General features: G+C 70.8%; 16 protein-coding genes and 3 pseudogenes. 15 read left to right on the top strand and 4 right to left on the bottom strand.

Features of this window, described 5'->3' with window-relative positions; genetic code table 11:
• Nucleotides 1–483 precede the first annotated feature (483 nt).
• The 10 genes from kdpF (ACIGEZ_RS24210) (at nucleotide 484) to ACIGEZ_RS24165 (ending at nucleotide 12,583) form a co-directional block, all read left to right on the top strand.
• Nucleotides 484–573 (top strand): K(+)-transporting ATPase subunit F, encoded by a 90-nt coding sequence (kdpF, locus tag ACIGEZ_RS24210; RefSeq protein WP_399834394.1) that lies wholly within the window; start codon nucleotides 484–486, stop codon nucleotides 571–573.
• On the top strand, nucleotides 570–3,101 hold the full coding sequence (locus ACIGEZ_RS24205) for an ATP-binding protein (protein ID WP_399834392.1): 2,532 nt from the start codon (nucleotides 570–572) through the stop codon (nucleotides 3,099–3,101). The genes kdpF (ACIGEZ_RS24210) and ACIGEZ_RS24205 overlap by 4 nt, the downstream gene beginning before the upstream one ends.
• 15 nt (nucleotides 3,102–3,116) lie before the next feature.
• On the top strand, nucleotides 3,117–3,293 hold the full coding sequence (locus ACIGEZ_RS24200) for a hypothetical protein (RefSeq protein WP_399834390.1): 177 nt from the start codon (nucleotides 3,117–3,119) through the stop codon (nucleotides 3,291–3,293).
• A gap of 230 nt (nucleotides 3,294–3,523) precedes the next feature.
• A complete protein-coding gene (gene kdpF, locus ACIGEZ_RS24195) occupies nucleotides 3,524–3,613 on the top strand; it encodes a K(+)-transporting ATPase subunit F (protein WP_116162779.1) in 90 nt (29 codons plus the stop codon).
• 8 nt (nucleotides 3,614–3,621) lie between these two features.
• Nucleotides 3,622–5,286, top strand: coding sequence for a potassium-transporting ATPase subunit KdpA (gene kdpA / locus ACIGEZ_RS24190; protein WP_399834388.1), 1,665 nt, complete (start codon nucleotides 3,622–3,624; stop codon nucleotides 5,284–5,286).
• Nucleotides 5,283–7,388, top strand: a complete 2,106-nt coding sequence (gene kdpB / locus ACIGEZ_RS24185; RefSeq protein WP_399834386.1) for a potassium-transporting ATPase subunit KdpB — start codon at nucleotides 5,283–5,285, stop codon at nucleotides 7,386–7,388. The genes kdpA and kdpB overlap by 4 nt, the downstream gene beginning before the upstream one ends.
• Before the next feature lie 2 nt (nucleotides 7,389–7,390).
• Nucleotides 7,391–8,068 carry a potassium-transporting ATPase subunit C gene (locus ACIGEZ_RS24180; RefSeq protein WP_399834384.1) on the top strand — a complete coding sequence of 226 codons (678 nt, stop codon included), beginning with the start codon at nucleotides 7,391–7,393 and terminating at the stop codon, nucleotides 8,066–8,068.
• A gap of 104 nt (nucleotides 8,069–8,172) precedes the next feature.
• Nucleotides 8,173–8,874, top strand: a complete 702-nt coding sequence (locus tag ACIGEZ_RS24175) for a response regulator (protein WP_399834382.1) — start codon at nucleotides 8,173–8,175, stop codon at nucleotides 8,872–8,874.
• 53 nt (nucleotides 8,875–8,927) lie between these two features.
• Nucleotides 8,928–11,471, top strand: coding sequence for an ATP-binding protein (locus tag ACIGEZ_RS24170; RefSeq protein WP_399834380.1), 2,544 nt, complete (start codon nucleotides 8,928–8,930; stop codon nucleotides 11,469–11,471).
• 125 nt (nucleotides 11,472–11,596) lie between these two features.
• Nucleotides 11,597–12,583, top strand: a complete 987-nt coding sequence (locus tag ACIGEZ_RS24165; protein WP_399834378.1) for a hypothetical protein — start codon at nucleotides 11,597–11,599, stop codon at nucleotides 12,581–12,583.
• 140 nt (nucleotides 12,584–12,723) lie between these two features.
• On the opposite strand, the gene ACIGEZ_RS24160 is transcribed toward ACIGEZ_RS24165, so the two are convergent.
• Nucleotides 12,724–13,482, bottom strand: a complete 759-nt coding sequence (locus ACIGEZ_RS24160) for a slipin family protein (protein ID WP_399834376.1) — start codon at nucleotides 13,480–13,482, stop codon at nucleotides 12,724–12,726.
• A 168-nt stretch (nucleotides 13,483–13,650) separates the two neighbouring features.
• Here ACIGEZ_RS24160 and ACIGEZ_RS24155 point away from each other — a divergent pair, with 168 nt between their 5' ends.
• Nucleotides 13,651–16,185 carry a DUF4118 domain-containing protein gene (locus ACIGEZ_RS24155; RefSeq protein ID WP_399834374.1) on the top strand — a complete coding sequence of 845 codons (2,535 nt, stop codon included), beginning with the start codon at nucleotides 13,651–13,653 and terminating at the stop codon, nucleotides 16,183–16,185.
• 45 nt (nucleotides 16,186–16,230) lie between these two features.
• Here ACIGEZ_RS24155 and ACIGEZ_RS24150 read toward each other — a convergent pair whose 3' ends face one another.
• The gene (locus ACIGEZ_RS24150; RefSeq protein WP_399834372.1) at nucleotides 16,231–16,827 is read right to left on the bottom strand and encodes an alpha/beta fold hydrolase; all 597 of its coding nucleotides are present in this window, start codon (nucleotides 16,825–16,827) and stop codon (nucleotides 16,231–16,233) included.
• 257 nt (nucleotides 16,828–17,084) lie between these two features.
• On the opposite strand from ACIGEZ_RS24150, the gene ACIGEZ_RS24145 reads away from it, so the two are divergent.
• The 4 genes and pseudogenes from ACIGEZ_RS24145 to ACIGEZ_RS24130 form a co-directional block, all read left to right on the top strand.
• The gene (locus ACIGEZ_RS24145; RefSeq protein ID WP_399834370.1) at nucleotides 17,085–17,474 is read left to right on the top strand and encodes a hypothetical protein; all 390 of its coding nucleotides are present in this window, start codon (nucleotides 17,085–17,087) and stop codon (nucleotides 17,472–17,474) included.
• 545 nt (nucleotides 17,475–18,019) lie between these two features.
• Nucleotides 18,020–19,363, top strand: a complete 1,344-nt coding sequence (locus tag ACIGEZ_RS24140) for a hypothetical protein (RefSeq protein WP_399834368.1) — start codon at nucleotides 18,020–18,022, stop codon at nucleotides 19,361–19,363.
• 142 nt (nucleotides 19,364–19,505) lie between these two features.
• Complete coding sequence (locus ACIGEZ_RS24135; protein WP_399834366.1) at nucleotides 19,506–21,395, top strand: NAD-binding protein; 1,890 nt, start codon at nucleotides 19,506–19,508, stop codon at nucleotides 21,393–21,395.
• Nucleotides 21,396–22,122: 727 nt separating this feature from the next.
• Nucleotides 22,123–23,229, top strand: a pseudogene (locus ACIGEZ_RS24130) (methyltransferase); the annotation flags it as partial.
• 42 nt (nucleotides 23,230–23,271) lie between these two features.
• Here ACIGEZ_RS24130 and ACIGEZ_RS24125 read toward each other — a convergent pair.
• Both ACIGEZ_RS24125 and ACIGEZ_RS24120 read right to left on the bottom strand, forming a co-directional pair.
• Nucleotides 23,272–23,409: pseudogene (locus ACIGEZ_RS24125) on the bottom strand (ABC transporter permease); the annotation flags it as partial.
• 56 nt (nucleotides 23,410–23,465) lie between these two features.
• Nucleotides 23,466–23,894 (bottom strand): annotated as a pseudogene (locus ACIGEZ_RS24120) (ABC transporter); the annotation flags it as partial.
• Nucleotides 23,895–24,032 lie beyond the last annotated feature (138 nt).

The following is a 24,032-nucleotide window of genomic DNA, read 5'->3' as shown; positions in this document are numbered from 1 at the left end:
TCGCGTCAACGGCGATCGTTTTCAGTTCTCGCCCGGTCAAGACTGATCGGCACGGGGGGACGGACGACTGCCGGTTCGGCGGGCGCACGACCATCGGCGCCGGTACAGGGCACAGTCTGGGGGCGGGGGCCCCGACAGAAGCCCAACGCCATGCGACGGCCGTCCGGCCAGGGGCCCCGCCCGGCCCGTGACCCTGAGGGGGGTCGCGGGCCGGGCCGGCCGCGGGCCGGGGTGTCCCAGGAGTTCTGACACGCACTCCTGGAACGGCACCCCGGCCCGTTCTCGGTTTCTGCGCCTCGCTGTGCGAACCGGATGACGGCCGTACGGATCGCGTCAAGAGCCTGTCAGCATCACGGCTCTGGGCGCCAGAGAGCCGTCAAGGTGGCTGCGCAGGACATGACGAGGGGCGTCTTCTTCGGGAGTGCGTGCGACACGCGCGCAATTCCGAGGAAATGCCGCGCAGTCGAAGGGGCAGTCTGGAACATGAGCGTCGAGAACATCGTCGGTCTGATCGTCGCAGTCACAGTGGTCGGCTACCTGGTGGCCGCCTTCATCAAGCCCGAGAAGTTTTGAACGCCCGCAGCCCCGCCGAAGGGGCACCTGGTCGACACAGCCGGCTCAAGGTCTACCTCGGGGCCGCCCGGGGCGCCGGCAAGACCTGCCGGATGCTCGACGAGGGTCGCCGCAGGGCGGCGCGAGGCACGGACGTGGTCGCCGGGCTCGTGGAGTGCCACGGACGGCCTTACACCGAGATCCTGCTCGAAGGGCTCGAACGGATCGCGCCGCGAGGCCGAGAGCTCGACCTGGACGCGGTGCTGCGCCGCCGTCCGGAGGTCGTCCTCGTCGACGACCTCGCCCACGCCAACGCCCCCGGCTGCCGCAACGAGCGCCGCTGGCAGGACGTGGCCGAACTCCTCGCCGCCGGAATCGACGTCGTCACGACGCTCGACATCCAGCACCTGGAATCGCTCAGCGACGTCGTCGAGCGGATCACGGAACTGCCCGGCGGGGAGACCGTCCCCGACACGGTCGTACGAGGCGCCGACCAGATCGAGCTCGTCGACCTGGCGCCCGAGGCTCTGCGCCGCCGGATGGCCCACGGCGACATCCTCCCGCCCGGTGAGGTCGACGCCGCTCTCGCCCGCTACTACCGCATCGGCAACCTCACCGCTCTGCGCGAACTCGCCCTGCTGTGGCTGGCCGACCGCGTGGACGACGCCTTGCGCGCCTACCGGTCGGAACACCGGATCGGCGGAGTCTGGGAGACCCGCGAGCGGGTCGTCGTGGCGCTCACCGGTGGGCCCGAAGGGGAGACGCTGATCCGCAGAGCCGCTCGCATCTCCGCCCGCGTCGCTCACGGCGAACTCCTCGCCGTGTACGTGGCGCGCAGCGACGCACTGAGCGCGGGCGCCTCCGCCGCCGCTCTGGGTCGCCAGCGGCGGCTCGTCGAAGACCTGGGGGGCAGCTACCACACAGTCGTCGGCGAGGACGTGCCCACGGCCCTGATCGACTTCGCCCGTGCGGAGAACGCCACCCAGCTCGTCGTCGGCACCAGCCGCCGCCGGCGGCTGGAGCGATTCCTCACCGGACGGGGCATCGGCGAGACGACCGTCGCGCTCTCCGGTGACATCGACGTCCACATGGTCACCCACGAGCGCGCGGGACGGGGTCGCCTGCTGCCCTCCCGGCGCCGCACCCTGCCGACCTCACGGCTCGTCGCCGGACCCGTCGCCGGACTGGTCCTCCCCGTACTGCTGACCGTGCTGCTCGACCGAGCGCGCGGCTCGCTCAACCTCACCAGCGAGGCACTGCTCTTCCTCCTCACCGTGGTGGGCGTCGCGTGCATCGGCGGTGTCGCCTCCGCGCTCGTCGCCGCGGTCACCGCTTCCCTGCTGCTCAACTACTGGTTCATACCGCCCGTCGGGAAGTTCAGCTTCCAGGACCCCGACAACGTCCTCGCCCTTGTCGTTTTCGCTGCCGTCGCGGGTGTCGTCGCCGCGGCCGTCGACCGGTCCCTGCGGCTCTCCCGCAGAGCCGCCCGCGCCACCGCCGAGGCCGAGACCCTGTCCTCGCTCGCCGGCTCCATCGTCCGTGGCGAGGAGGCGGTCTCCGCCCTGCTCAGCCGGGCCAAGGAGGCCTTCGGAATGGCATCGGCAGAGCTCATGGACTCGGCCGAACTCGCCGCCGCCCGGGAGGCGGGACCTCACGACGCCCAGGACATCACCGGGGTGGCCGTCGACGACGGCCTGCACCTCGTCCTGCGCGGCCGGTCTCTGTCCTCCTCCGACCGCCGCGTCCTTGCCGCCTTCGCCGCCCACGTCTCCGCTGCCACCGAGCGCGACCGGCTCGCCGAGGCCGCCGCAGAGGTGGAACCCGTACGAGCCGCCGACCGCATGCGCACCGCGCTCCTCGCCGCCGTCAGCCACGACCTGCGTACCCCGCTCGCCAGCGGCTGGGCCGCCGTCGCCTCGCTGCGCAGCCCCGACGTCGAGTTCACCGAGGAGGAACGGCGGGAGCTCCTCGACACCGCCGACACCTCCATGGCCCGGCTCGGCCGGCTCATCGACAACCTCCTCGACATGAGCCGCCTCCAGGCGGGGGCCCTCTCCCTGTCCCTACGACCCACCGCGCTGGAGGAGGTCGTCCCCTCGGCTCTTGACACCCTGCCGCCCGGCTCCCGGCCGCCCGCAGTCGGCAGCCTGGAGGACACCCCCGCGGTGCTCGCCGACCCGCCCCTCCTGGAACGGGTGGTCGCCAACCTGGTCGCCAACGCCACCCGCTTCGCCCCGCCCGAGCACCCGGTTCTGATCACCGCCAGCACCCTGGCCGGCCGCGTGGAACTCAGGGTCGTCGATCGAGGGCCCGGCCTGCCCGCAGACGCCCACGAACAGGCCTTCGAGCCCTTCCAGCGCCTCGGCGACACCGACAACACCACAGGAATCGGCCTCGGCCTCGCGCTCTCCCGCGGCCTGACCGAGGCCATGGGCGGCACGCTCACCCCCGAGGACACCCCCGGCGGCGGCCTGACCATGGTCATCAGCCTCCCTTGCGCACCGCTGGAGGCGAGCGGCACCTGCGAAGCCACGAAGTCGGCCCGGTGAGCGAGCCGAACCGGGGTGTTTCCCGAGCTGCTGGACGAGGAGTCCACGCGCGCCGGGCTCCTGCTCACGCGACGTGCCGTCGCGGCCGGCGACCTGCGCGCGTTGCAGCGGATCTCGGACGCCGGATACGACGACGCCGGCAACGAGCTGGACCGACTGCTGAAGGCCCCGGTCGGCGAGGAAACGGACTGATACGGACTGCGGCGCGTACGGGATGTGTAAAGACGGCCGCAGTGCGCGTTAGGGGGACGTCAACGGCGACGGTGTCGTGGCTGAAATGCGCTTTGCTCTAACAGGTCCGACGGACCGCTCATCTCATCCACTCACATCCGGGAGCTCACGATGGCCGACCTGGCCTTCGTCGTCACCACGATCGCGATCTTCGCGCTGGTGGCTTTCGTCGCCAAGGGGGTGGCGAAGCTGTGACTGTCGAGAACATCGTCGGTCTGCTGGTCGCCGCCGGCCTGCTGGCCTATCTCGTCCTCGCCCTCGTCAAGCCGGAGAGGTTCTGAGTACGGATATGAGTCCCGTCCTGGCTGGAATCCTCCAGCTCCTCGCCCTCGTCGTCGCTCTCGGACTGTCCTACCGGCCGCTCGGCGACTACATGGCCAAGGTGTACTCCTCGGAGAAGCACTACAAGCCCGAGAAGTGGATCTACAAGGCGATCGGCGCCAACCCGAACGTGGAGATGCGCTGGCCCGCGTACCTGCGCGGCGTGCTCGCCTTCTCCGCGGTGAGTGTGCTCTTCCTGTACCTGCTGCAGCGGGTCCAGGGCTCGCTGCCCGGCTCGCTCGGCTTCGTGTCGATCGACCCGGACCAGGCGTTCAACACGGCCGCGTCCTTCGTGTCGAACACGAACTGGCAGTCGTACTACGGCGAGCAGGCCATGGGCCACGTCGTCCAGACCGGTGGCCTCGCGGTGCAGAACTTCGTCTCGGCCGCGGTGGGCATCGCGGTCGCGGTGGCCCTCGTCCGCGGCTTCGCCCGGTCCCGTACGGGTGAGCTGGGCAACTTCTGGGCCGACCTGGTCCGCGGCACCGTCCGCATCCTGCTGCCGATCGCGGTGATCGGGGCCCTGGTCCTGGTCGCGTGCGGCGCCATCCAGAACTTCTCCGGCATCCACGAGGTCGGCCAGTTCACGGGCGGCACCCAGCAGTGGAACGGCGGCGCGGTCGCCTCCCAGGAGGCCATCAAGGAGCTGGGCACCAACGGCGGCGGCTACTTCAACGCCAACTCGGCCCACCCCTTCGAGAACCCCAACGGTCTTTCGAACCTCTTCGAGATCTATCTGATCCTCGTCATCCCCTTCGCGCTCACCCGCACCTTCGGCCGCATGGTCGGCTCGATCAAGCAGGGCTACGCGATCCTGGCGACCATGGCCACCATCTGGCTGGCCTTCGTCGGTCTGATGATGTGGACCGAGTTCGCCCACCACGGCCCCGCCTTCGACCTCGCGGGCGGCGCCATGGAGGGCAAGGAGACCCGCTTCGGCATCGGTGCCTCGGCGATCTTCTCGGTCTCCACGACGCTGACGTCGACCGGCGCGGTGAACTCCTTCCACTCCTCGAACACCGGTTTCGGCGGTGGTATCAACCTGCTGGGCATGCAGCTCGGCGAGATCGCGCCCGGCGGTGTCGGCTCCGGCCTCTACGGCATGCTGATCATGGCGGTCATCGCGGTGTTCATCGCCGGTCTGATGGTCGGCCGCACCCCCGAGTACCTGGGCAAGAAGATCGGCACGCGGGAGATCAAGTTCGCCGCGCTCTACATCCTGATCACGCCCGCGCTGGTGCTGTGCTTCACGGCGGCCTCGTTCGTCCTGGACACCCCGGCGCACTCGATGACGAACTCCGGCGCGCACGGCTTCTCCGAGATCCTGTACGCCTACACCTCGGGTGCCAACAACAACGGCTCCGCCTTCGCCGGTCTGAACGCCGACACGCAGTGGTTCAACTCGACCATCGGTATCGCGATGCTGCTCGGTCGCTTCCTGCCCATGGTGTTCGTCCTCGCGCTGGCCGGCTCCCTTGCCGAGCAGAAGCCCGTCCCCGAAACCGCGGGCACCCTGCGCACCGAGAAGCCGCTGTTCACCGGCCTGCTCGTCGGCACCATCATGATCATCACCGGTCTCACCTACTTCCCGGCCCTCGCGCTGGGTCCGCTCGCCGAAGGGCTCGCAGCATGAGCACCATCACTCCTACCCGGGCACCGCACCCGGACGTACCCACGGGGCACAAGCCTGAGGGCGGACGTGTCGGCGGGGGCCTGTTCGACCCGAAGCAGTTGGTCAAGTCCTTCCCGGACGCGGTCAGGAAGCTCGACCCGCGCGTGATGGTCAAGTCGCCGGTCATGTTCGTGGTCCTGGTCGGCTCGGTGGTCACCACCGCGCTCGCGATCAAGAACCCCGGTGACTGGTTCGGCTGGGCGATCACCGCCTGGCTGTGGCTGACCACGATCTTCGCCAACCTGGCGGAGGCGGTCGCCGAGGGCCGCGGCAAGGCGCAGGCCGACACCCTGCGCAAGGCCAAGACCGACACCGTCGCCCGCCGCGTCACCAAGACCGGCGAGGAGCGGGTCCCCGGCACCGAGCTGAAGATCGGTGACCTGGTGGTCTGCGAGGCCGGCGACATCATCCCCGGCGACGGTGACGTCGTCGAGGGAGTGGCCTCGGTCGACGAGTCCGCCATCACCGGCGAGTCCGCGCCCGTCATCCGCGAGTCCGGCGGCGACCGGTGCGCGGTCACCGGCGGTACGAAGGTGCTGTCCGACCGGATCGTCATCAAGATCACGACGAAGCCCGGCGAGACCTTCATCGACCGGATGATCAACCTGGTCGAGGGCGCGTCCCGGCAGAAGACCCCCAACGAGATCGCCCTCAACATCCTCCTGGCGTCCCTCACCATCGTCTTCCTGCTCGCCGTGGTCACGCTCAAGCCGTTCGCGATCTACGCCGGGGCCGACAAGCAGACCTCGATGATCGTCCTCACCGCGCTCCTCGTCTGCCTGATCCCGACGACGATCGGCGCGCTGCTCTCCGCAATCGGCATCGCCGGTATGGACCGGCTGGTCCAGCGCAACGTCCTGGCGATGTCCGGCCGGGCCGTCGAGGCGGCCGGCGACGTGTCGACGCTGCTGCTCGACAAGACGGGCACCATCACGCTCGGCAACCGGCAGGCCTCGGAGTTCGTCCCGGTCAAGGGCGCCACGGACGCGGAGGTCGCCGACGCCGCCCAGCTCTCCTCGCTCGCCGACGAGACGCCCGAGGGCCGCTCGATCGTCGTCCTCGCCAAGGAGAAGTACGGGCTGCGCGAGCGCCACCAGGGCGAGCTGGCGCACGCCACGTGGATCGAGTTCACCGCCCAGACCCGGATGTCGGGCGTGGACGTGGACGGCAAGAGCATCCGCAAAGGTGCCGCGGGCTCCGTGGTCACCTGGGTGAAGGAGCAGGGCGGCCAGGTCTCCGACGACGCCGACACCCTCGCCAACGCCATCTCCGAGGCCGGCGGCACGCCCCTCCTCGTCGCGGTCAAGGACGACAAGGGTGCGCGCGTTCTCGGCGTCATCCACCTCAAGGACGTCGTCAAGGACGGCATGCGCGAGCGGTTCGACGAACTGCGCCGCATGGGCATCAAGACGATCATGATCACGGGTGACAACCCGCTGACCGCCAAGGCCATCGCCGAGGAGGCGGGAGTCGACGACTTCCTCGCAGAGGCGACGCCCGAGGACAAGATGGCGCTGATCAAGCGCGAGCAGGCCGGCGGCAAGCTCGTCGCGATGACCGGCGACGGCACCAACGACGCCCCCGCGCTCGCCCAGGCGGACGTCGGCGTGGCGATGAACACGGGCACGTCGGCCGCGAAGGAGGCCGGCAACATGGTCGACCTCGACTCGAACCCGACCAAGCTCATCGAGATCGTCGAGATCGGCAAGCAGCTCCTCATCACCCGGGGCGCGCTCACGACCTTCTCCATCGCCAACGACGTCGCGAAGTACTTCGCGATCATCCCGGCCATGTTCGCGGTCGCCTACCCGTCGCTGGACAAGCTCAACATCATGGGCCTGGCCTCGCCCGAGTCCGCGATCCTGTCCGCGGTCATCTTCAACGCGCTGATCATCATCGCGCTCGTGCCGCTCGCCCTGAAGGGTGTGCGTTACCGGCCGTCCAGCGCCGACTCGATGCTCCGCCGCAACCTCGGGCTCTACGGACTCGGCGGCCTCATCGCCCCGTTCATCGGCATCAAGATCATTGACCTCCTCATCTCCCTCATCCCCGGAATCGGCTGACCATGACGAACAACTCCGTAGGAAACGCGGGACGTCTGCTCTGGGCCGCTCTCCGTGCCCTGCTCGTCCTGACCGTGGTGACAGGCGTGCTCTACCCCCTCGCCGTCACCGGTGTCGCCCAACTGGCCTTCCCCGGCAAGGCGAACGGCTCCGAGATCGAGGACGCGAGCGGCAAGGTCGTCGGCTCCGAACTCATCGGCCAGACCTACAACCTGCCCTTGAAGGACGGCGAGGAGACCGCGAGCCCGGACCTGAAGTGGTTCCAGCCGCGACCCTCCAACGGCCTCGGCGCGAACTCCGTCAACACCCAGTACAAGATCATCCTCTCCGGCGCGACCAACCGCTCCGGCGACAACGCCGACCTGATCACGTGGGTGACGGAAGCCAAGGCCGCCGTCGTCAAGGCCAACTCCACCGCCGACTACAAGGTGAAGCCGTCCGACGTCCCCGCCGACGCCGTCACCTCCTCCGGCTCCGGTCTGGACCCGCACATCTCCCCTGAGTACGCGACGCTCCAGGTCCACCGGGTTGCGGAGAAGAACGGCCTCGACGTCAAGCAGGTCGAGAAGCTGGTCGCCGACCACACCGACGACCGCATCCTCGGTTTCATCGGCGAGCCCCGCGTCAACGTCCTCCAGCTCAACATCGCGCTGAAGAACCTCGTGGCGGCCAAGGGCTGATGGCCTTACGCACGACGCAAGGGAGCCGGCAGTCCGGGAACGCCCCGGCTGCCGGCTCCCGACGCGCATCCGACGCCATGCTCAAGACGAAAGGCAGTACGCGGATGACCCGGGTCCTGGTCGTCGAGGACGACGCGCAGCTCGCGCGTGCTCTGACGATCAACCTCAAAGCACGCAAGTACGACGTGGACGCGGCCGACGACGCCGCCGCCGCGCTCCGGCTCGCGGCCACCGAGCAACCCGACGTGATCCTCCTGGATCTCGGGCTGCCCGACATGGACGGCATCGATCTCATCCGGGCCCTGCGAGGCTGGAACCGGGCTCCGGTGCTCGTGCTCTCCGCCCGCAGCGGGTCCGAGGACAAGATCCGGGCCCTCGACGCGGGTGCGGACGACTACATGACCAAGCCCTTCAGCATGGACGAACTCCTCGCCCGGCTGAGGGCGGCCACCCGCCGGATCGAGGAGTCGCCCGTGCAGGCGCGGCCGAGTCCGGGAGCGGCGGCCGCCGTGGTCACGACCGACGAGTTCACGGTCGATCTCGTGGGGAAGAAGGTACGCCGCGGTGACCGCGACGTCCGGCTCACCCCGACCGAGTGGCACCTGTTGGAAATCCTCATCTGCAACCCCGGCGTCCTCGTCAGCCAGCAGCGTCTCCTCAAGGAGGTGTGGGGGCCGAGCTACAGCACCAAGACCAACTACCTGAGGGTCTACATGGCGCAGCTGCGCCGCAAGCTGGAGGCGGACCCGTCACATCCCCGCTATCTGATCACCGAGCCCGGCATGGGATACCGCTTCGAGGCGTGACGTCCCGCCCGCTCACCTACACGCTCTGTCCGACATCGACGAGAAACGAAACCATGGGACGCGGAAAGCTCCGTATCTACCTCGGCGCGGCACCGGGCGTCGGCAAGACGTACTCGATGCTCTCGGAGGCCCACCGGCGGGTGGAGCGCGGCACCGACTGCGTCGTCGCCTTCGTCGAGCACCACCACAGGCCGCGCACGGAGGTGATGCTGCACGGCCTGGAGACGATGCCGCGCAAGGAGATCGCGTACCGAGGCACGGTGTTCACCGAGATGGACGTCGACGCGGTACTGGCCCGGAAGCCCGCCGTAGCGCTCGTGGACGAGCTGGCCCACACCAACATCCCCGGCTCACGGAACGCCAAGCGCTGGCAGGACGTCGAGGAGCTGCTCGCGGCCGGCATCGACGTCATCTCCACGGTCAACATCCAGCACCTGGAGTCGCTCGGCGACGTCGTCGAGTCGATCACGGGGGTGCGGCAGCGGGAGACCGTCCCGGACGAGGTGGTACGCCGCGCCGACCAGATAGAACTGGTCGACATGTCGCCGCAGGCCCTGCGACGGCGGATGGCCCACGGCAACGTCTACAAGCCGGACAAGGTCGACGCTGCCCTCTCCAACTACTTCCGCCCCGGCAACCTCACCGCCCTGCGCGAACTGGCGCTGCTGTGGACGGCCGACCGGGTCGACGAGTACCTCCAGGAGTACCGCACCGAACACCGGGTCTCGAAGATCTGGGGCTCCCGCGAGCGGATCGTCGTGGGCCTCACCGGCGGCCCCGAAGGACGCACCTTGATACGCCGAGCGGCCCGCCTCGCCGAGAAGGGCGCCGGCGGCGAGGTCCTGGCCGTCTACATCGCGCGCAGCGACGGACTCACCTCCGCCTCGCCGAAGGAGCTGGCTGTCCAGCGCACCCTCGTCGAGGACCTCGGCGGCACCTTCCACCATGTCATCGGCGACGACGTCTCCACCGGACTCCTGGAGTTCGCGCGCGGGGTCAACGCCACCCAGATCGTCCTGGGGGTGAGCCGCCGACGCTCCTGGCAGTACGCGTTCAGCCCTGGCGTCAGCGCCACGGTCGCCCGTGAGTCCGGGCCGGACCTCGATGTCCACATCGTCACGCACGACGAGGCGGCGAAGGGCCGCGGTCTGCCCGTGGCGCGTCGCGCGAAACTGGGGCGGTCCCGCACGATCTGGGGCTGGGTCGTCGGCCTCGCCGGCCCTGTGCTGCTCACCCTGATGCTCAGCGGCGCCTTGCCCGAGGTGGGTCTGGCGAACGACGTCCTGCTCTTCCTCACCCTCACCGTGGCCGCGGCACTCCTGGGCGGCCTGCGGCCGGCACTGGCCTCGGCGGCCGTGGGATCGCTGCTGCTCAACTACTACTTCACCCCTCCGATCCACGAACTCACGATCGCCGACCCCAAGAACGTGGTCGCCTTGGTGATCTTCGTGGGGGTGGCGATCTCCGTTGCCTCCGTGGTCGACCTGGCCGCCCGCCGCACCCACCAGGCCGCCCGCCTGCGGGCGGAGGCGGAGACGCTCTCCTTCCTCGCGGGCAGCGTGCTGCGCGGTGAGACCAGCCTGGACGCCCTGCTCGAACGGCTCAGGGAGACCTTCGCGATGGAGTCCGTCGCGCTTCTGGAGCGCCACGGCGACACCGATCCGTGGAGGTGCGTCGCCGTCGTCGGTCCCGGCCGCCCGGTCGGTCGGCCCGAGGACGCGGACGTCGACATGCCGGTCGGCGACCACCTGGCGCTCGCCCTGACCGGCCGCGTCCTGCCGGGTGAGGACCGGCGCGTGCTCGGCGCCTTCGCCGCTCAGGCGGCGGTCGTGCTCGACCGGCAGCGTCTCGTCGACGAGGCGGAGGAGGCCCGCCGACTCGCCGAGGGCAACAAGATCCGCACCTCGCTCCTCGCCGCCGTCAGCCACGACCTGCGCACCCCGCTCGCCGGAATCAAGGCCTCTGTGTCCTCGCTGCGCTCCGACGACGTGGAGTGGTCGGATGAGGACCGTGCCGTACTCCTCGAAGGCATCGAGGAGGGCGCCGACCGGCTCGACCACCTCGTCGGCAACCTCCTGGACGTCTCGCGCCTGGAGACGGGGACCGTCACCGCCGTCCTGCGGCAGACCGACCTCGACGAGGTCGTCCCTATGGCGCTCGTGGGCGTGCCCGACGACAGCGTCGAGCTCGACATCCCCGAGACCCTGCCCATGGTCGTCGTCGACCGCGGCCTGCTGGAGCGGGCCGTCGCCAACATCGTCGAGAACGCGGTGAAGTACAGCCCCGACGGCGCACCGGTACTCGTCGCCGCCAGCGCGATCGCCGACCGCGTCGAACTCCGCGTCGTCGACCGCGGCCCGGGCGTCCCCGATGAGGCCAAGGACCGTATCTTCGGTGCCTTCCAGCGTTACGGCGACGCCCCGCGCGGCGCGGGCGTCGGCCTCGGCCTCGCGGTCGCCCGCGGCTTCGTCGAGGCCATGGGCGGCACGGTCACGGCGGAGGACACCCCAGGCGGCGGCCTGACCATGACCATCAGCCTCCGAATGGAGGAGGGCGCCCCGCCCTTCCAACCCGACGCGACGACCGAGGCGACGTGACCGCTCGGAACCGTACGGCCGGATGATCAGTCATCCACCAGGGTGCGGCAGGGCACCGAGGACGCGGACGAAAGGGGGGTGGAGTGCTGGTGAGCGAGACAGGGCACTCGCGAACGAAGGCGCGCATGACCGGGGTCAAGGCACTCGCCGCAGCCCTGGTGATGGCGGCGGCCGGTGGTGCGGTCTGGTTCGGATGCGCTGGAGGCAAGGCGTCCGGCGACGACCTGGGGGACAGCTGCCGGGGGTCGCTGGCGGTCGAGGAGGCCCGGACGTTCTTCGCCGGTGCCGATCTGGAAGCGCGCGGGCACACCGGTGAATGGGTCGGATACGACACGGAGTGGTGCTCGGTCACGGCGCGCGGACAGGACTCGGGGCCCACCCTGCGGCTGCAGATCCGCCCGGTCGCCGCACACCGGGCCAGCGGTGCGGCGGAGGAGGCCTCGGCGACGCCCCTCGGACACGGATGGGACGGCTCGTTCGTCGGCCGGAGCCGGCCCGAGGCGGCGGTCCTCGTCGACTGCGCCGCGCTGCCCGGTCAGGGCCTCCTCGTGCTGACCGAGGCCACGGCGAACACCGAGGACCTGACGAGTGATCAAGTCCGCCAAGTCGCCCGGCTCGCCACGGAGACGGCCCGGAAGGCGGCCGACCGCTTCCATTGCGAGGGAGCGCTCGGCACACGTCCGTCCGGCGTGGACCTGAGCGAATGGCGCGAGGTACCGCCCGCCCGCGCGACGGGGACCTGCCGCAACGTGATCCCCGCCGCGACGGCGGCCCGACTGGGTGTCACGGCGGTCTCCGAGAAGCCGGCCGGCCGCGCGCTGACCGAGGCCTGCGCCCTGAAGCGCGGAGAGAGGACGCTCGCCGGCCTGACCGCCTACTACGGAGCCTCCGCCCAGCAGGAGATGTATCTGGACGGCCGCTACCCCGGCAGCGTCAAGGGCGCCACCATGCGCGCCCTCACCTGCAAGGGCGCCCTCGGTACGGCGTACGTCAAGCTGGTCCGCCCGTCCGGCGGCCAGGACGGTCCGGGGGACCTCCGGCCCGCCGACGTCCAGGAGCTGCTGGACACCTTCGCGGCCGAGTCGACGGCCCGCCACGGCTGCCCCGTGTGAGCAGATACGAGGAACGGGCGTTCAGGTGTCCAGGCCCGGGCGTTTCCAGGCCGGGCGGCATCTGCCGCGCAGGGGCGGGTCCGGTTCCGTCGGAACCGGACACCGCCGGACCGTAGGTCGGTAGGTCCGTCGGCCGTCGATCAGGAGGCGTCCGCCGGGGCGGACCGATCGGTCGCGGTAGCTGTCTGAGCTTCCGGCGTCTCCGGTGTCGGTGTAGGTGTCGATGTCGGAGCGGCGTCGAGGTTGCGGGCCGCCCGGTCGAAGTAGCGGAGCAGTTCCACCGGGAAGGGCATCACGAGCGTGGAGTTCTTCTCCGCTGCCACCTCGACGACGGTCTGCAGCAGCCGCAGCTGCATCGCCTCCGGGGTGTCGGACATGATCCGCGAGGCGTTGGCGAGCTGCTGCGCCGCCTGGAACTCGCCGTCCGCGGTGATCACCCGGGCCCGCCGTTCGCGCTCCGCCTCGGCCTGCCGGGACATCGACCGCTTCAGCGACTCCGGCAGTTGCACGTCCTTGATCTCGACCCGGTCGATGTGGACGCCCCAGCCGGCCGCCGGGCTGTCGATCATCAACGCGAGCCCTTCGTGCAGCCGCTCCCGGTCGGACAGGAGATCGTCCAGGTCGCTCTTGCCGATGATGGAACGCAGCGACGACTGCGCGACCTGACCGACGGCGAAGGCGTAGTCCTGCACCTCGATCGTGGCACGGGCGGGGTCGGTGACCCGGTAGTAGACGACCGCGTCGACCTTGACCGACACGTTGTCCCGGGTGATGCCCTCCTGCGTCGGGATCGGCAGCGTCGCGACCTGGACGTTCACCTTCCGCATGCGGTCCGCGACCGGGATCAGGAAAGTGCCGGGCTGCCGATGGCCGGGCAGCGCCTTTCCGAAGCGGAACACGGTTCGGCACTGGTCAGGACGGCTGAGCAGGACCCGCGGATGCGCCTCCTTGCGTCAGGGACACGTCAAATTTGTGGTGCCGGCGCCGGTGCCGGAGTGTGACGGGGGCCGGGCGCGCATGATGGAGGGGGAGAGCGTGTGGGTGTGGCGTATCGGTAGGAGCCTCCGATGGCGCGAGGACGATTGCGGATCTACCTCGGGGCCGCCCCGGGGGTGGGGAAGACGTACGCCATGCTTGAGGAAGGGCAGCGGCTGCGTGCGAGCGGCGCGGATGTCGTCGCCGGTTTCGTCGAGCCGCACGGGCGACGGCCGACCGCCGCGATGGCCGAAGGGCTGGAGACGATCCCCCGACGCACCATGACCCACCGCGGGGCGGCCTTCACCGAGATGGATCTGGACGCGGTGCTCGCCCGGCACCCGCAGGTCGCCCTGGTCGACGAGCTGGCCCACACGAACGTACCCGGCTGCCGCCACGCCAAGCGCTGGCAGGACGTCGAGGAACTCCTCGACGCGGGGACGGACGTCGTCACCACCCTCAACGTCCAGCACCTGGAGTCACTGGGCGACGTGGTCCGGCAGATCACCGGCGTCCAGCAGCGCGAGGCCCTGCCCGACGAGGTCGCGCGCCGCGCTGACCAGATCGAGCTGGTCGACCTTCCACCGGAGCTCCTGCGCCGCCGCATGCTGCACGGGGAGATTTACCCCTCTGACCGCGTCGAGGCCGCCCTCACCCACTACTTCCGCGTCGGCAACCTCACCGCCCTGCGGGAACTCGCCCTGCTGTGGCTCGCCGACCGCGTGGAGGAAGGACTCCAGCGCTACCGTGCCGAGCACGGCATCACTGCCCCCTGGGAGACCCGCGAACGCATCATGGTCGCCCTGACAGGCGGCCCGGAGGGCGAGACCCTGATCCGCCGCGCGGCCCGGGTCACCGCCCGAACGCCCGGCAGCCAGCTTCTGGCGCTGCACGTCGTGCCGAGCGACGGACTCGTCCACGCCGATCCGGCCGCCCTCGCTGCCCAGCGTGCCCTGGTGGAGTCGCTGGGCGGCAGCTACCACCAGACGACCGGCGACGACCTTCCCGAGACCCTGCTGCAGTTCGCGGAGGCCGAGAACGTCACCCAGATCGTGCTGGGCGCCAGCCGGCGCGGACGGCTCTCCACCTTCCTGTACGGAAGCGTGGGGCGCCGGACGATCCAGCGCTCGGGCCCGATCGACGTGCTCGTCGTGACCCACGAGGAGGCCGCCGGCTCCTCCTCGCCCCTGCGGCTGCCGCACCCGACACGCGCCACCGGACCACGTCGGTTCTGGGGCGCGATGCTGCTGGCCGCGGTGGTGCTTCCGGCGCTGACCCTGCTCCTGGTCGCGCTGCGGGGGCACGTGGACCTGGCCCTCGTGCTCGTGCTCTACCTCCTGACCGTCGTCGTGATCGCCCTCGTCGGTGGTCTGCTGCCCGCCCTGTTCACGGCGTTGGCCGCGGGACTGCTCGCCGACTACTACTTCACCCTGCCCCTGCACTCGCTGGACGTGGAGCACACGTCCGACATCGCCGCTCTGCTCGTCTTCGTCGTCACGGCCGTCGTGGTCGGTTCGGCCTCGGGAACAGCCGCGCGCCGCACGTACGAGGCCGTCCGCGCGCGGTCCGAGGCGCGTGCCCTGAGCAGGCTCGCGACCTCCCTGATGCACGGCCAGGACCTGTCGGCGCTTCTCGAACAGGTTCGCGAGGACTTCGGCCTGGACGCGGTCAGCCTGCTCCAGGAGGACACGGACCACCCTGCCGATCCTCGCTGGTCGGTCGTCGCCGCCGCCGGAGAGAACCCGCCGGAACGTCCGTACGACGCGGATGTCGAAACGCCCGTCGACAGCCCCGCCGCCGGCGGACTGACACTGGCGGCCCGCGGTCGCACCCTCAGCGGTGACGACCAGCTCCTGCTGGGCGCGTGCGCCGCGCAGCTGGTCATGGCGTACGCGCACGGGCGGCTCGCCGCCGTGGCGGCCGAGACCGGCCTTCGCGCCGAGGCGGAACACACGCGGTCCTCGCTGCTTCTCGCCGCGAGCCGTGATCTGCGGGCCCCGTTGCACGCCGCCGAGGAGGCGTTGCGACGCCTCCCTTCCCCTCCCGCCGCAGCGGACGGACGGCCGTCCGTCCAGCGCGACGACGGCCGGCTCCTCGACACGGCCCGGGCATCGGTGCGCCGTGCCACCCAGCTCGTCACGGACCTCGACGACCTCAGCCGCCTGCGTGCCGAATCCCTCGACCTCTACCTACGCCCGGTCGACCTCGACGAGGTGCTGACCGCGGTCCTGGACACCCTCGGTCCCGGCAGCGACAGGATTCGCTGCACCCTGCCGGAGCACCTCCCCGACGCGATCGCCGACGCGGCGGTGCTCACCCGCGTACTGGCCGCGCTGACGGCGGAAGCCCTGCGCCACACCCCGCCCGAGGAGCCCGCACACCTGACCGCCGAGGTGCGGTCCGGTCGGCTGGTGATACGGGTGGGGGACGGGACCGGAGCCGGGTCGGGCAGCGCGGCGCCTATGGCGGATGCGAGCCCACCGACGGGCACCGTGATCCTGCGGCTGGCCCGCGATCTGGCCGAGGCCATGGGCGGCACCCTGGACTCCGTGGCGTCCGGGCCACGGTTCGCGATGGCGCTCACTCTTCCGGCAGCGGTTCCCCACACGGCGCGTCCTCCGTCGTAGCCGCTCGGCGGGCAGGGGCGCCCCGCTCCCGACGGAACCAAACGGTCACGAAGGCGCCCCACCCGCGTCCGACGGATCCGCCGTGCCTTCGGTACCGGGTTCCCGTCGGCGAGGCGGCCTCGCGGTGTCGTCCTGAAGGGCGAGCCACGCTCCGAGGCCCACCGAGCCGACCAGGACCGTCGCACCGACGGCCGTGGCCACGGCCGGGTACGCGTTGTCCCAGTCGTCGGCCTTCTCCTCGTAGGTGTAACGCACCATGTTGGAGCCCGAGCGCATCACGCACGTGTCACCGGGGCCCATCTTGGCGCTGGACAGAGCGATCGCCGCGCCGAAGGAGTGGCCCAGCACGACCACCGGACCCGATCCTGACACGCACGCCCCGACGACCTCAGAAAGCCAGGGTCCGTACCAGGCGAGTCGTCCCTGCGCCAGGCCGCGCTCGCCCGAGCTCAGTCCTGGCTGCCCCGGAACGTCGGCGAGCACGGTCCGGTGCCGACGGGCGAGTGCTGTCGCCAGCGGCAGGACGGTGGCCGCGTTGAAGTTCGTGCCAGGAACGACCACCACGGTCGTTTTCCCGCCGCCGGCGACGACCACATGGGTCTTGGCGCCGTTGGCCTCGAAGACCTCACACTCATGGGGCACCGGCCAGGCCGTCAGCCGTTCGCCGCACCAGCGCCGAACGGCGTCCCGGCCGGACGCACTTCGGTAGATCGACGTCACGCGACGCGTATCACCCGTGCCGACAACGTGGCGGGATGCCTGAGTTCGTGCCTGCGTCAGAGGGGCGTCAATTCCGGCGGAGTCAGCCGGATCGGCGCGTCCGAGCTCCTAGATTCCTCCCTGGCCACTGACGGCCCGGCGAGACGGCGGGCGGCACTCCCGGCGAGAGGATCTTCGAAATGAGCGGCGTGAGCAACAGGGGAGACGACGACGCCAGGGGACTTCCGAGGCTGTCGATCCTGGGCGGTCGCCATGAGTTGGCGGTGCGCGGGCTGGCTGTCCGACGGGACTCCTTCACCATCCGGTACACGATCACCCCGCCCCTGCCGTACGGGGGCGACGAGCCGTCGATCCTGCTGGTCTTCGAGGCGAAGGACGACCTCGGTCATGAATACGTCGACTGGGGCGGCGCCTACGGGCCCGGCGAGGACGGTACGTACACCGACGGGAGCGTCACAGGTCAGCCGGCCCTCGCCGCTGGGGTGCACGTCCTGCGTGCCCGGCTCACGTTCCTGCGTGACGGTGAGGAGTTCCCTTACGACCTGACCCTGCCCGTCCCAGGCCCCTGACGGGCGCCCGACGGGACGAGGCACCACCATGGCTCGTCCCGTCGGAAGACCGGCCGATGGGACGGCCGGACCGGGTGCCGCGGGCGTTCAGGTCGCCGTGTGACGGAAAGGGAATCCAGGGCATCGATGCTCCCCGAAGGGGTTCTCACGGAACGAACTTGCGCACTCTTGACGGGCAGACCGAACCGGCCGTCAAGAGCGCGTGAAAACGGACGTGCTGAGCGTCAGGGCCACGTCAACGAGCCCAGTCCGTGTCCGAAAACGATCGGACACTGATCGGCACGGGGGACGGACGACCGTCCGTGGCGTGGGTTGGAGGGTGCGTGACCATCACCACCGGACAGACGCGAAGTTCGGGCGTGGGGGCCCAGACGGGCGTGGAGCACGCGCCGCGGGCGGTCACTCCGCGAGGGGGACCGCCCGGGCCGGGCAAGGGGCACAGGCCGGGCGGTCTCCACCGTCTGCGGCGGCGTGCCGTCGGTGCGGCGGAAAGGCTGCGCCGCCGCTACTGGGACACTTTGCCCGCACGGTTACGTCTGTTGCGCATGACGGTGCTCCTGCTCATCGCCGCCTGCGTCGCCCTGCTCCTGATCGCCGGGCTGGCCGCGTCCCGCACGTGGGACAGTACGGCAGAGCGTCACGCCCCGCAGACGGTCAGCGCCGCCGGGCTCAACCTCGCCCTCAACGACATGGACGCGCAGGCCGCCAACATCCTGCTCTCCAGCGGGGACGCGGGCAGAGGACGGATGGACGTCCCGTACGCGAAGGCCACGGAGTTCTACGAGACGGCACGGCACACCATCAGTGAGGACCTGCGCATGCTCGCCGTCGCGGCGGAGGGAGACGCGGGCGACGGGCGGACCGTGGAGACGCTCACCGAGGATTTCGCCCGCTACCAGGAGCTGCTGGGGCGTGCGCTGGAGAACGACGGCCGCGCCGGCGGCAAGGCGGACGCGCTCGTCGACTACCGCGCCGCGACCGACCTCCTCGCCGAGCGCCTGCTGCCGGAGGCCCGCGGCCTGGTCGAGGCCAACGACCACGCCTTCGACGCCACGTACACCGCCGAACGCTCCGACCTCGCCACTCAGTCCACGGTCCTCGCGGTGATCGGTCTCGTGCTGTTCGCTGTGCTCGTCCTGCTGCAGCGGTACCTCGCCCGCCGCTTCCACCGCGTCCTCAACCCGGCCCTGCTCGCCGCGACGGCCTGCGGCCTCATCGCCCTCGTCCTCGGCCTGCACCTGCTCACCGCCTCGGCCGAACAGCTCAGGGTCGCCCGACGCGACGCCTTCGACTCGGTCGTCGCCCTCTCCCGCGCCCGCGCCCTCGCCTACGACGCGAACGCCGACGAGAGCCGCTACCTCCTCGACCCGTCGCGGCGCGCCGCTTACGAGCAGAGCTTCCTCGCCAAGTCGCAGCAGCTGTACGGCGTCGAGGACGCGACACTCTCCTCGTACGACGCGAAGCTCGCCGAGACCTGGGCGCGATACCAGGCCGACCACGAGGACCGGGTCTTCACAGGCGAGTTCCGTCGCGAGCTGGACAACATCACCTTCACGGGCGAGCGTGCCGCGGCCGAGCGGACGGTCGAGGCCTACGCCGTCTACCAGCGCGACGACCGCACGATCCGGTCCCTGCTGGCCCAGGGCGAGGACCGGGAGGCGATCGCCTTCTGCATCAGCTGGGAGCCTGGCAAGTCCAACGCCCACTTCGGCGCCTGGATGAAGTCGCTGGACGACGTGACCGGCATCAACCAGGCCGCGTTCGACGGTGCGGTACGGGACGGACGGGACACGGCCACCGGCCTGTTGCCCTGGGCGGTGGGAGCCCTGCTGGCCGCGGGCGTCCTCACCGTGCTCGGCCTGCGCCCCCGCCTCGCCGAGTTCCGTTGACCGGACGCCCGACCGGAACCCCGCACGAGGGATCGGACGCGTCATCCATACGAGACCCTGACGCCGAACTCACGTACGACACGTACCCGGCGCACCGCAATCGGCAATCTTGGTACACGTGACGTCAACCATCCATCTGCGCATGCCACTTGGGCAGCGTTCCCAGCACATGGTGATCTGCGGGGACGACGGCCTCGCCCACCGTCTCGCCGTCGAGCTCGACGCGGTCTGCGGCGAGACGGTGACCGTGGTCCTGCCCTCGCGGCGCGACGCGTACGGCCCGGAGATCGCCGACCTGCACCGCGACCCCCGGTCGCCGGTCGAGCTGTTGGTGTCGGCGAGGCCCGACGAGCAGACCCTGCGCGCGGCCGGAATCGAGCGCGCCGCCGCCCTCGCGCTGACGTACGGCGACGACCAGGTCAACATGACCGCCGCGCTCCTCGCGCGCAGCCTCAATCCCTCCATACGCCTGGTCATCCGCATGTACAACCGTGAGCGCGGGCGCCATCTGGAACGGCTCCTCGACCGAGCCGCCGAAGTCGTGGAGCGTGTGGACGACGCGTCCCTGGACACCTCCACCACCGTCCTTTCCGACACCGACACCGCCGTCCCCGAGCTCGTCTCGGCCGCGGCCGTCGGCCAGGGTCACACCCTTCAGGTCGAGGGAAAGGTCTTCCGGGGAGTCGTACGTCCGGCGGGCGCCCCCGGCCGGCCGACCGATCTGGCGACCCTGGCCGTCCTGTCCGGGGCACACCAGGACGACCCGGCGAGCGAGGACAGCGCGGAGACACCCGGTGAGGACGGCACCCAACTGCTGCCGGACACCCACACGGCCTACCACCGTCAGTTCACCCACGGCCGGCTCATGCTCGAAGAGGTCACCCACCACCACGCCACGGAAGCCCCGAAGGCCACCCGCGGCCACCGGGACCTGCTGCTCGGCCATCTGACCCACCTGCCGTGGAAGGTCTTCGTCTCCAAGGAGGTCACCGCCGTCTTCAAGGCACTGGCCGCGATCGTCCTCCTGCTCTCCGTCGCGACCGCCCTCGTCCTGGACGGCCCGCTGTGGAAGGCCGTGTACCTCCCGCTGCTCGACATCTTCACCATGGGCGACCCGGCGACCGACGAGGAGCCGGCCCGCCAGATCCTGCAGCTCGTCGCGGGCTTCGTCGGCCTCGCCATCCTCCCGCTGGTCGTGGCCGCCACCATGCACGCCACCGAGGCCTTCCGTACCGGCTCCGCGAACCACCCGCCGTCCGAGAACCTGAGCGACCACATCGTGCTGGTCGGACTCGGCAAGATCGGTACGCGGGTCCTGGCCCGGCTCGCCACCACCGACCACAAGATCGTCGCCGTCGAGCGGGACCCGCATGCCCGCGGGGTCGAGCTCGCCCGCGAGCTCGGGGTGCCGCTCCTCCTGGAGGACGCCACCGCGCCCGGCGTCCTGGACCGGGCCCGTATCGGGCAGAGCAAGTCCCTGCTCGTCCTGACCAGGGAGGACAGCGAGAACCTGGACATCGTCATGGCCGCGAGGGAGGCCAACCCGGCTGTCAGGGTGGTGATGCGGCTGTACGACGACGACTTCGCGGCCACCGTCTCGCGGACCATGCGGGCTTCGTACCCCGATGCCCTCACCCGCAGCCGCAGCGTCTCCGCGCTGGCCGCCGCGTCCTTCGCCGCCGCGATGATGGGGCGGCACGTGCTGGGGGTGATGCCGGTCGAACGGGGCTCGCTGCTGTTCACGGTGGTCGACGTGGCCGGCCACCCGGAGCTCGAGGGCCGCTCGGTCCATGCGGCGTTCCGCGAGAACGAGTGGCGCGTCCTGGCCGTCGGCGCCGCGGGCGCCCGGTTCTCCGCGTCCTCGATGGACACGCTGGCGGGGCTGCGGCTCGACCGGCAGGGCCTCGACTGGCGCCCGCCGCACGGGCGGGTCCTGCGCGCGGGGGACCGGGTGGTCCTCGCGACGACCCGGCGGGGGCTGGACTTCCTGATGACCGGGGTGCAGCCGCACCCTCCGGGGCGGAGGCCCTGAGCGCCGCGAGCCGGCGGCCGGGGAGTGGAAGCGCCACCGCGCGGACGGGGTACGGTCACCATCCGGTCGTCTGCAGCCGCCGACCGGGGACACCTCGGAGTCTACGGAAGCGACTGGGCGCCGCGGAGACTTCAGGCGTCCATCCCGGAGGCCCTGAAGACGGCTCTGGCCGTCTCTCCGTCGACCTTGCACCCGGGGCCGGCGGGGGCAGCAGGATGAGGAACAACGTCAGGGCCAGGGCCGCCCACAAGCCGGAGCGCAGGGCGCTGAGCGTCCCGTACGCCGCGTCGACGACGAGCAGCAGAGCCAGGAAGCCCGTCGCCCGGCAACCTGCGTACCGGAGTTCCCCGGCCCACTGGTGGTTGTGTGCCTCGGTGCCGGATCTCGCTGTGGAGCGCCATGAGTGGCGTGCCGTGAAACGCCGTCGCATGCGGCCAAGTTAGTCCCGGCGCCCGAAGAGGCCCGGCACCCTGACGCGCCGTTGGCGGTGAGTCTCCCGTTCCTGACGTCTTCCTGATGTCTTCCTGATCTCGCGACGACCCGGCCGACGAGCCTCGGCGCTCACCCTGGGGGGCGAATGCTCGCGCCGGGCGCCGTATACATCGTGTAAGGCAATGGCCGTCAGGCGTCAGGGGGACGCAAATGTCTCGTTCCGAAACACTCAAGGTGCTCAGAGGCGTCGAAGATCGTCCCTCATGAGAGTTGAGGTTCGGTGACGGCACAGGTCATGGCGTGGACGCTGGAAGGCCGCCTGGAGGGCACGGCCCACTGGTACTCGGCCAACGGCACTCCACACCCGCAGCACATCGTCAGCGTCGCTGACACCATCAGCGTCGCCGCGGCGCACCGACTGATGGCCGAGGGCACCGCCCTGCTCTGGACCGGCGACTACCCGTCCGCGCGCCGGCTCCTGGCCGCCGTCGGGCGCCGCGCCGAACGGGCGTCCCAGCCCCGGGCTCAGAGCCCGACCGAGGCGTTCCGCTTCCACCGCCGTGAACAGGCCCGCCGTGCGCGACTGCTGGGCATGCTCCTCGTCCCGTACGACCGCGACTGGACGATCCCCCTGCGCCGAGCGCCCCGGGTCCAGGAGGCGTGCCTCCACGCGCACGGACCGAGCGCGGGGGCAGGAGTGGGCTCGCTGCGGGAACTGCTCGGTGTGATCGGCGCACACGAGTGGCGTACGAAGGGAGTGGAGATCCCGGCGCTCGGGGGCGACCGCATCCACCCGCATTACGGCGTCTTCTCACCTGTGCGAGGCGAGTACGTCGACCTGGTGGCCGAGGCGGAACTTCCGTCGGGGGCCACGGCCTTCGACATCGGCACCGGCACCGGCGTGCTGTCCGTCGTCCTCGCCCGCCGTGGGCTGCGCCATATCGTCGCCACCGACCACGACGTACGCGCCGTGCACTGCGCCCGCGACAACGTCGCCCGTCTCGGACTTGCGACCAGGATCGCCGTACGGCACGCCGACCTCTTCCCGGCGGGCCGGGCCCACCTGATCGTCTGCAACCCGCCCTGGCTCCCGGGCCGTCCCCGCACCCCCCTCGACCAGGCGGTCTACGACCCCGACAGCCGGATGCTGCGCGGTTTCCTGACGGGTCTCCCGCACCATCTGGAGCCGGGCGGCGAGGGCTGGCTGATCCTTTCGGACCTGGCCGAACGGCTCGGACTGCGCGGCCGTACCGAACTCGAGGACGCGATCGCGGCCGCGGGCCTGCGTGTGCTGTCCCGCACGGTCACGAAGCCCCGCCACCCACGCGCGACGGACCCGTCGGACCCCTTGCACCGCGCCCGCTCGGCCGAGACCACGTCGCTGTGGCGCCTCGGGACGGCTGGGACGAGTTGGGGGGGAGGATGGCCGGCTTGGTCGTCGCGGCTACTTCGGGTCGCGGTTGAACCGAGCCGTCGACCAGCGGTAACCGGGCGCGACGAGGGCGACGCATCAGGCGATCGCGGTCCGGCCGTTGTTGCCGATCTCGGTGCCGAGGAGGAGGCCGCGGAGGGTTTCGATGGCGGATCCAGGGCGGTCGCGTCCGTGGACCGGAAGCCGATGGCCACGCCCACGGCGTCACCGTCGCTTGGGATGGACAGCGACAGTGCCATCGTCGATGGGGGTACCCCCTGCTCGAGCGGAGCCGAGAGCGTGGGGAGGGCGACCTCGCGCAGGGTGTCGGCGGCTGACCGGTACGCGCCAGGGTCGGTGAAGCGGAGCCGGATGTGCCCGCCCGGGATGAGCTGCTTGAGCTCCTCGGCGGTGCCTTCGGCGGCGGTCTTGCCGTGGTTGAGGACCGCGATGCGGTCGGCGAGCTCGTCGGCCTCCTCCAGGTACTGGGTGGTGAGGAATAGGGCCGCTCCGTCGGAGACGAGGCCGCGGATGATGCCCCACATGTTGTGGCGGGAACGCGGGTCGAGCCCGGTCGTCGGCTCGTCGAGGAAGATGATCCGGGGGCTGCCGACCAGCGTCATGGCGAGGTCGAGGCGGCGCTTCATGCCGCTGCTCGGCCCGAACGGTGCCGGCAAGATAGGCGGCGTGGTGGCTTCCTTCCCGGGGAACGGTGTCGAGCGGCCCGCCACCGGATCCTCGCGCGCCGGAGGCATTGGCAGGGCTGAGCGAGGTCAGCGGGCGGACTCGACCGC

Source organism: Streptomyces sp. NPDC085481 (genome assembly GCF_044541845.1).
GTDB lineage: Bacteria > Actinomycetota > Actinomycetes > Streptomycetales > Streptomycetaceae > Streptomyces.
The sequence above is the reverse complement of the archived record's forward strand: the minus strand, read 5'-3'. Positions and strand labels throughout refer to the sequence as shown.

Excerpts from the sequence above, each read along its gene's own strand:
- ACIGEZ_RS24180 (WP_399834384.1), top strand. The coding sequence starts at position 7,391 with ATGACGAACAACTCCGTAGGAAACGCGGGACGTCTGCTCTGGGCCGCT.
- ACIGEZ_RS24165 (WP_399834378.1), top strand. The coding sequence starts at position 11,597 with ATGACCGGGGTCAAGGCACTCGCCGCAGCCCTGGTGATGGCGGCGGCC.
- kdpA (WP_399834388.1), top strand. The coding sequence starts at position 3,622 with ATGAGTCCCGTCCTGGCTGGAATCCTCCAGCTCCTCGCCCTCGTCGTC.
- ACIGEZ_RS24170 (WP_399834380.1), top strand. The coding sequence starts at position 8,928 with ATGGGACGCGGAAAGCTCCGTATCTACCTCGGCGCGGCACCGGGCGTC.
- ACIGEZ_RS24145 (WP_399834370.1), top strand. The coding sequence starts at position 17,085 with ATGAGCGGCGTGAGCAACAGGGGAGACGACGACGCCAGGGGACTTCCG.
- ACIGEZ_RS24155 (WP_399834374.1), top strand. The coding sequence starts at position 13,651 with ATGGCGCGAGGACGATTGCGGATCTACCTCGGGGCCGCCCCGGGGGTG.
- ACIGEZ_RS24135 (WP_399834366.1), top strand. The coding sequence starts at position 19,506 with ATGCCACTTGGGCAGCGTTCCCAGCACATGGTGATCTGCGGGGACGAC.
- ACIGEZ_RS24140 (WP_399834368.1), top strand. The coding sequence starts at position 18,020 with ATGACGGTGCTCCTGCTCATCGCCGCCTGCGTCGCCCTGCTCCTGATC.
- ACIGEZ_RS24175 (WP_399834382.1), top strand. The coding sequence starts at position 8,173 with ATGACCCGGGTCCTGGTCGTCGAGGACGACGCGCAGCTCGCGCGTGCT.
- kdpB (WP_399834386.1), top strand. The coding sequence starts at position 5,283 with ATGAGCACCATCACTCCTACCCGGGCACCGCACCCGGACGTACCCACG.
- kdpF (WP_399834394.1), top strand. The coding sequence starts at position 484 with ATGAGCGTCGAGAACATCGTCGGTCTGATCGTCGCAGTCACAGTGGTC.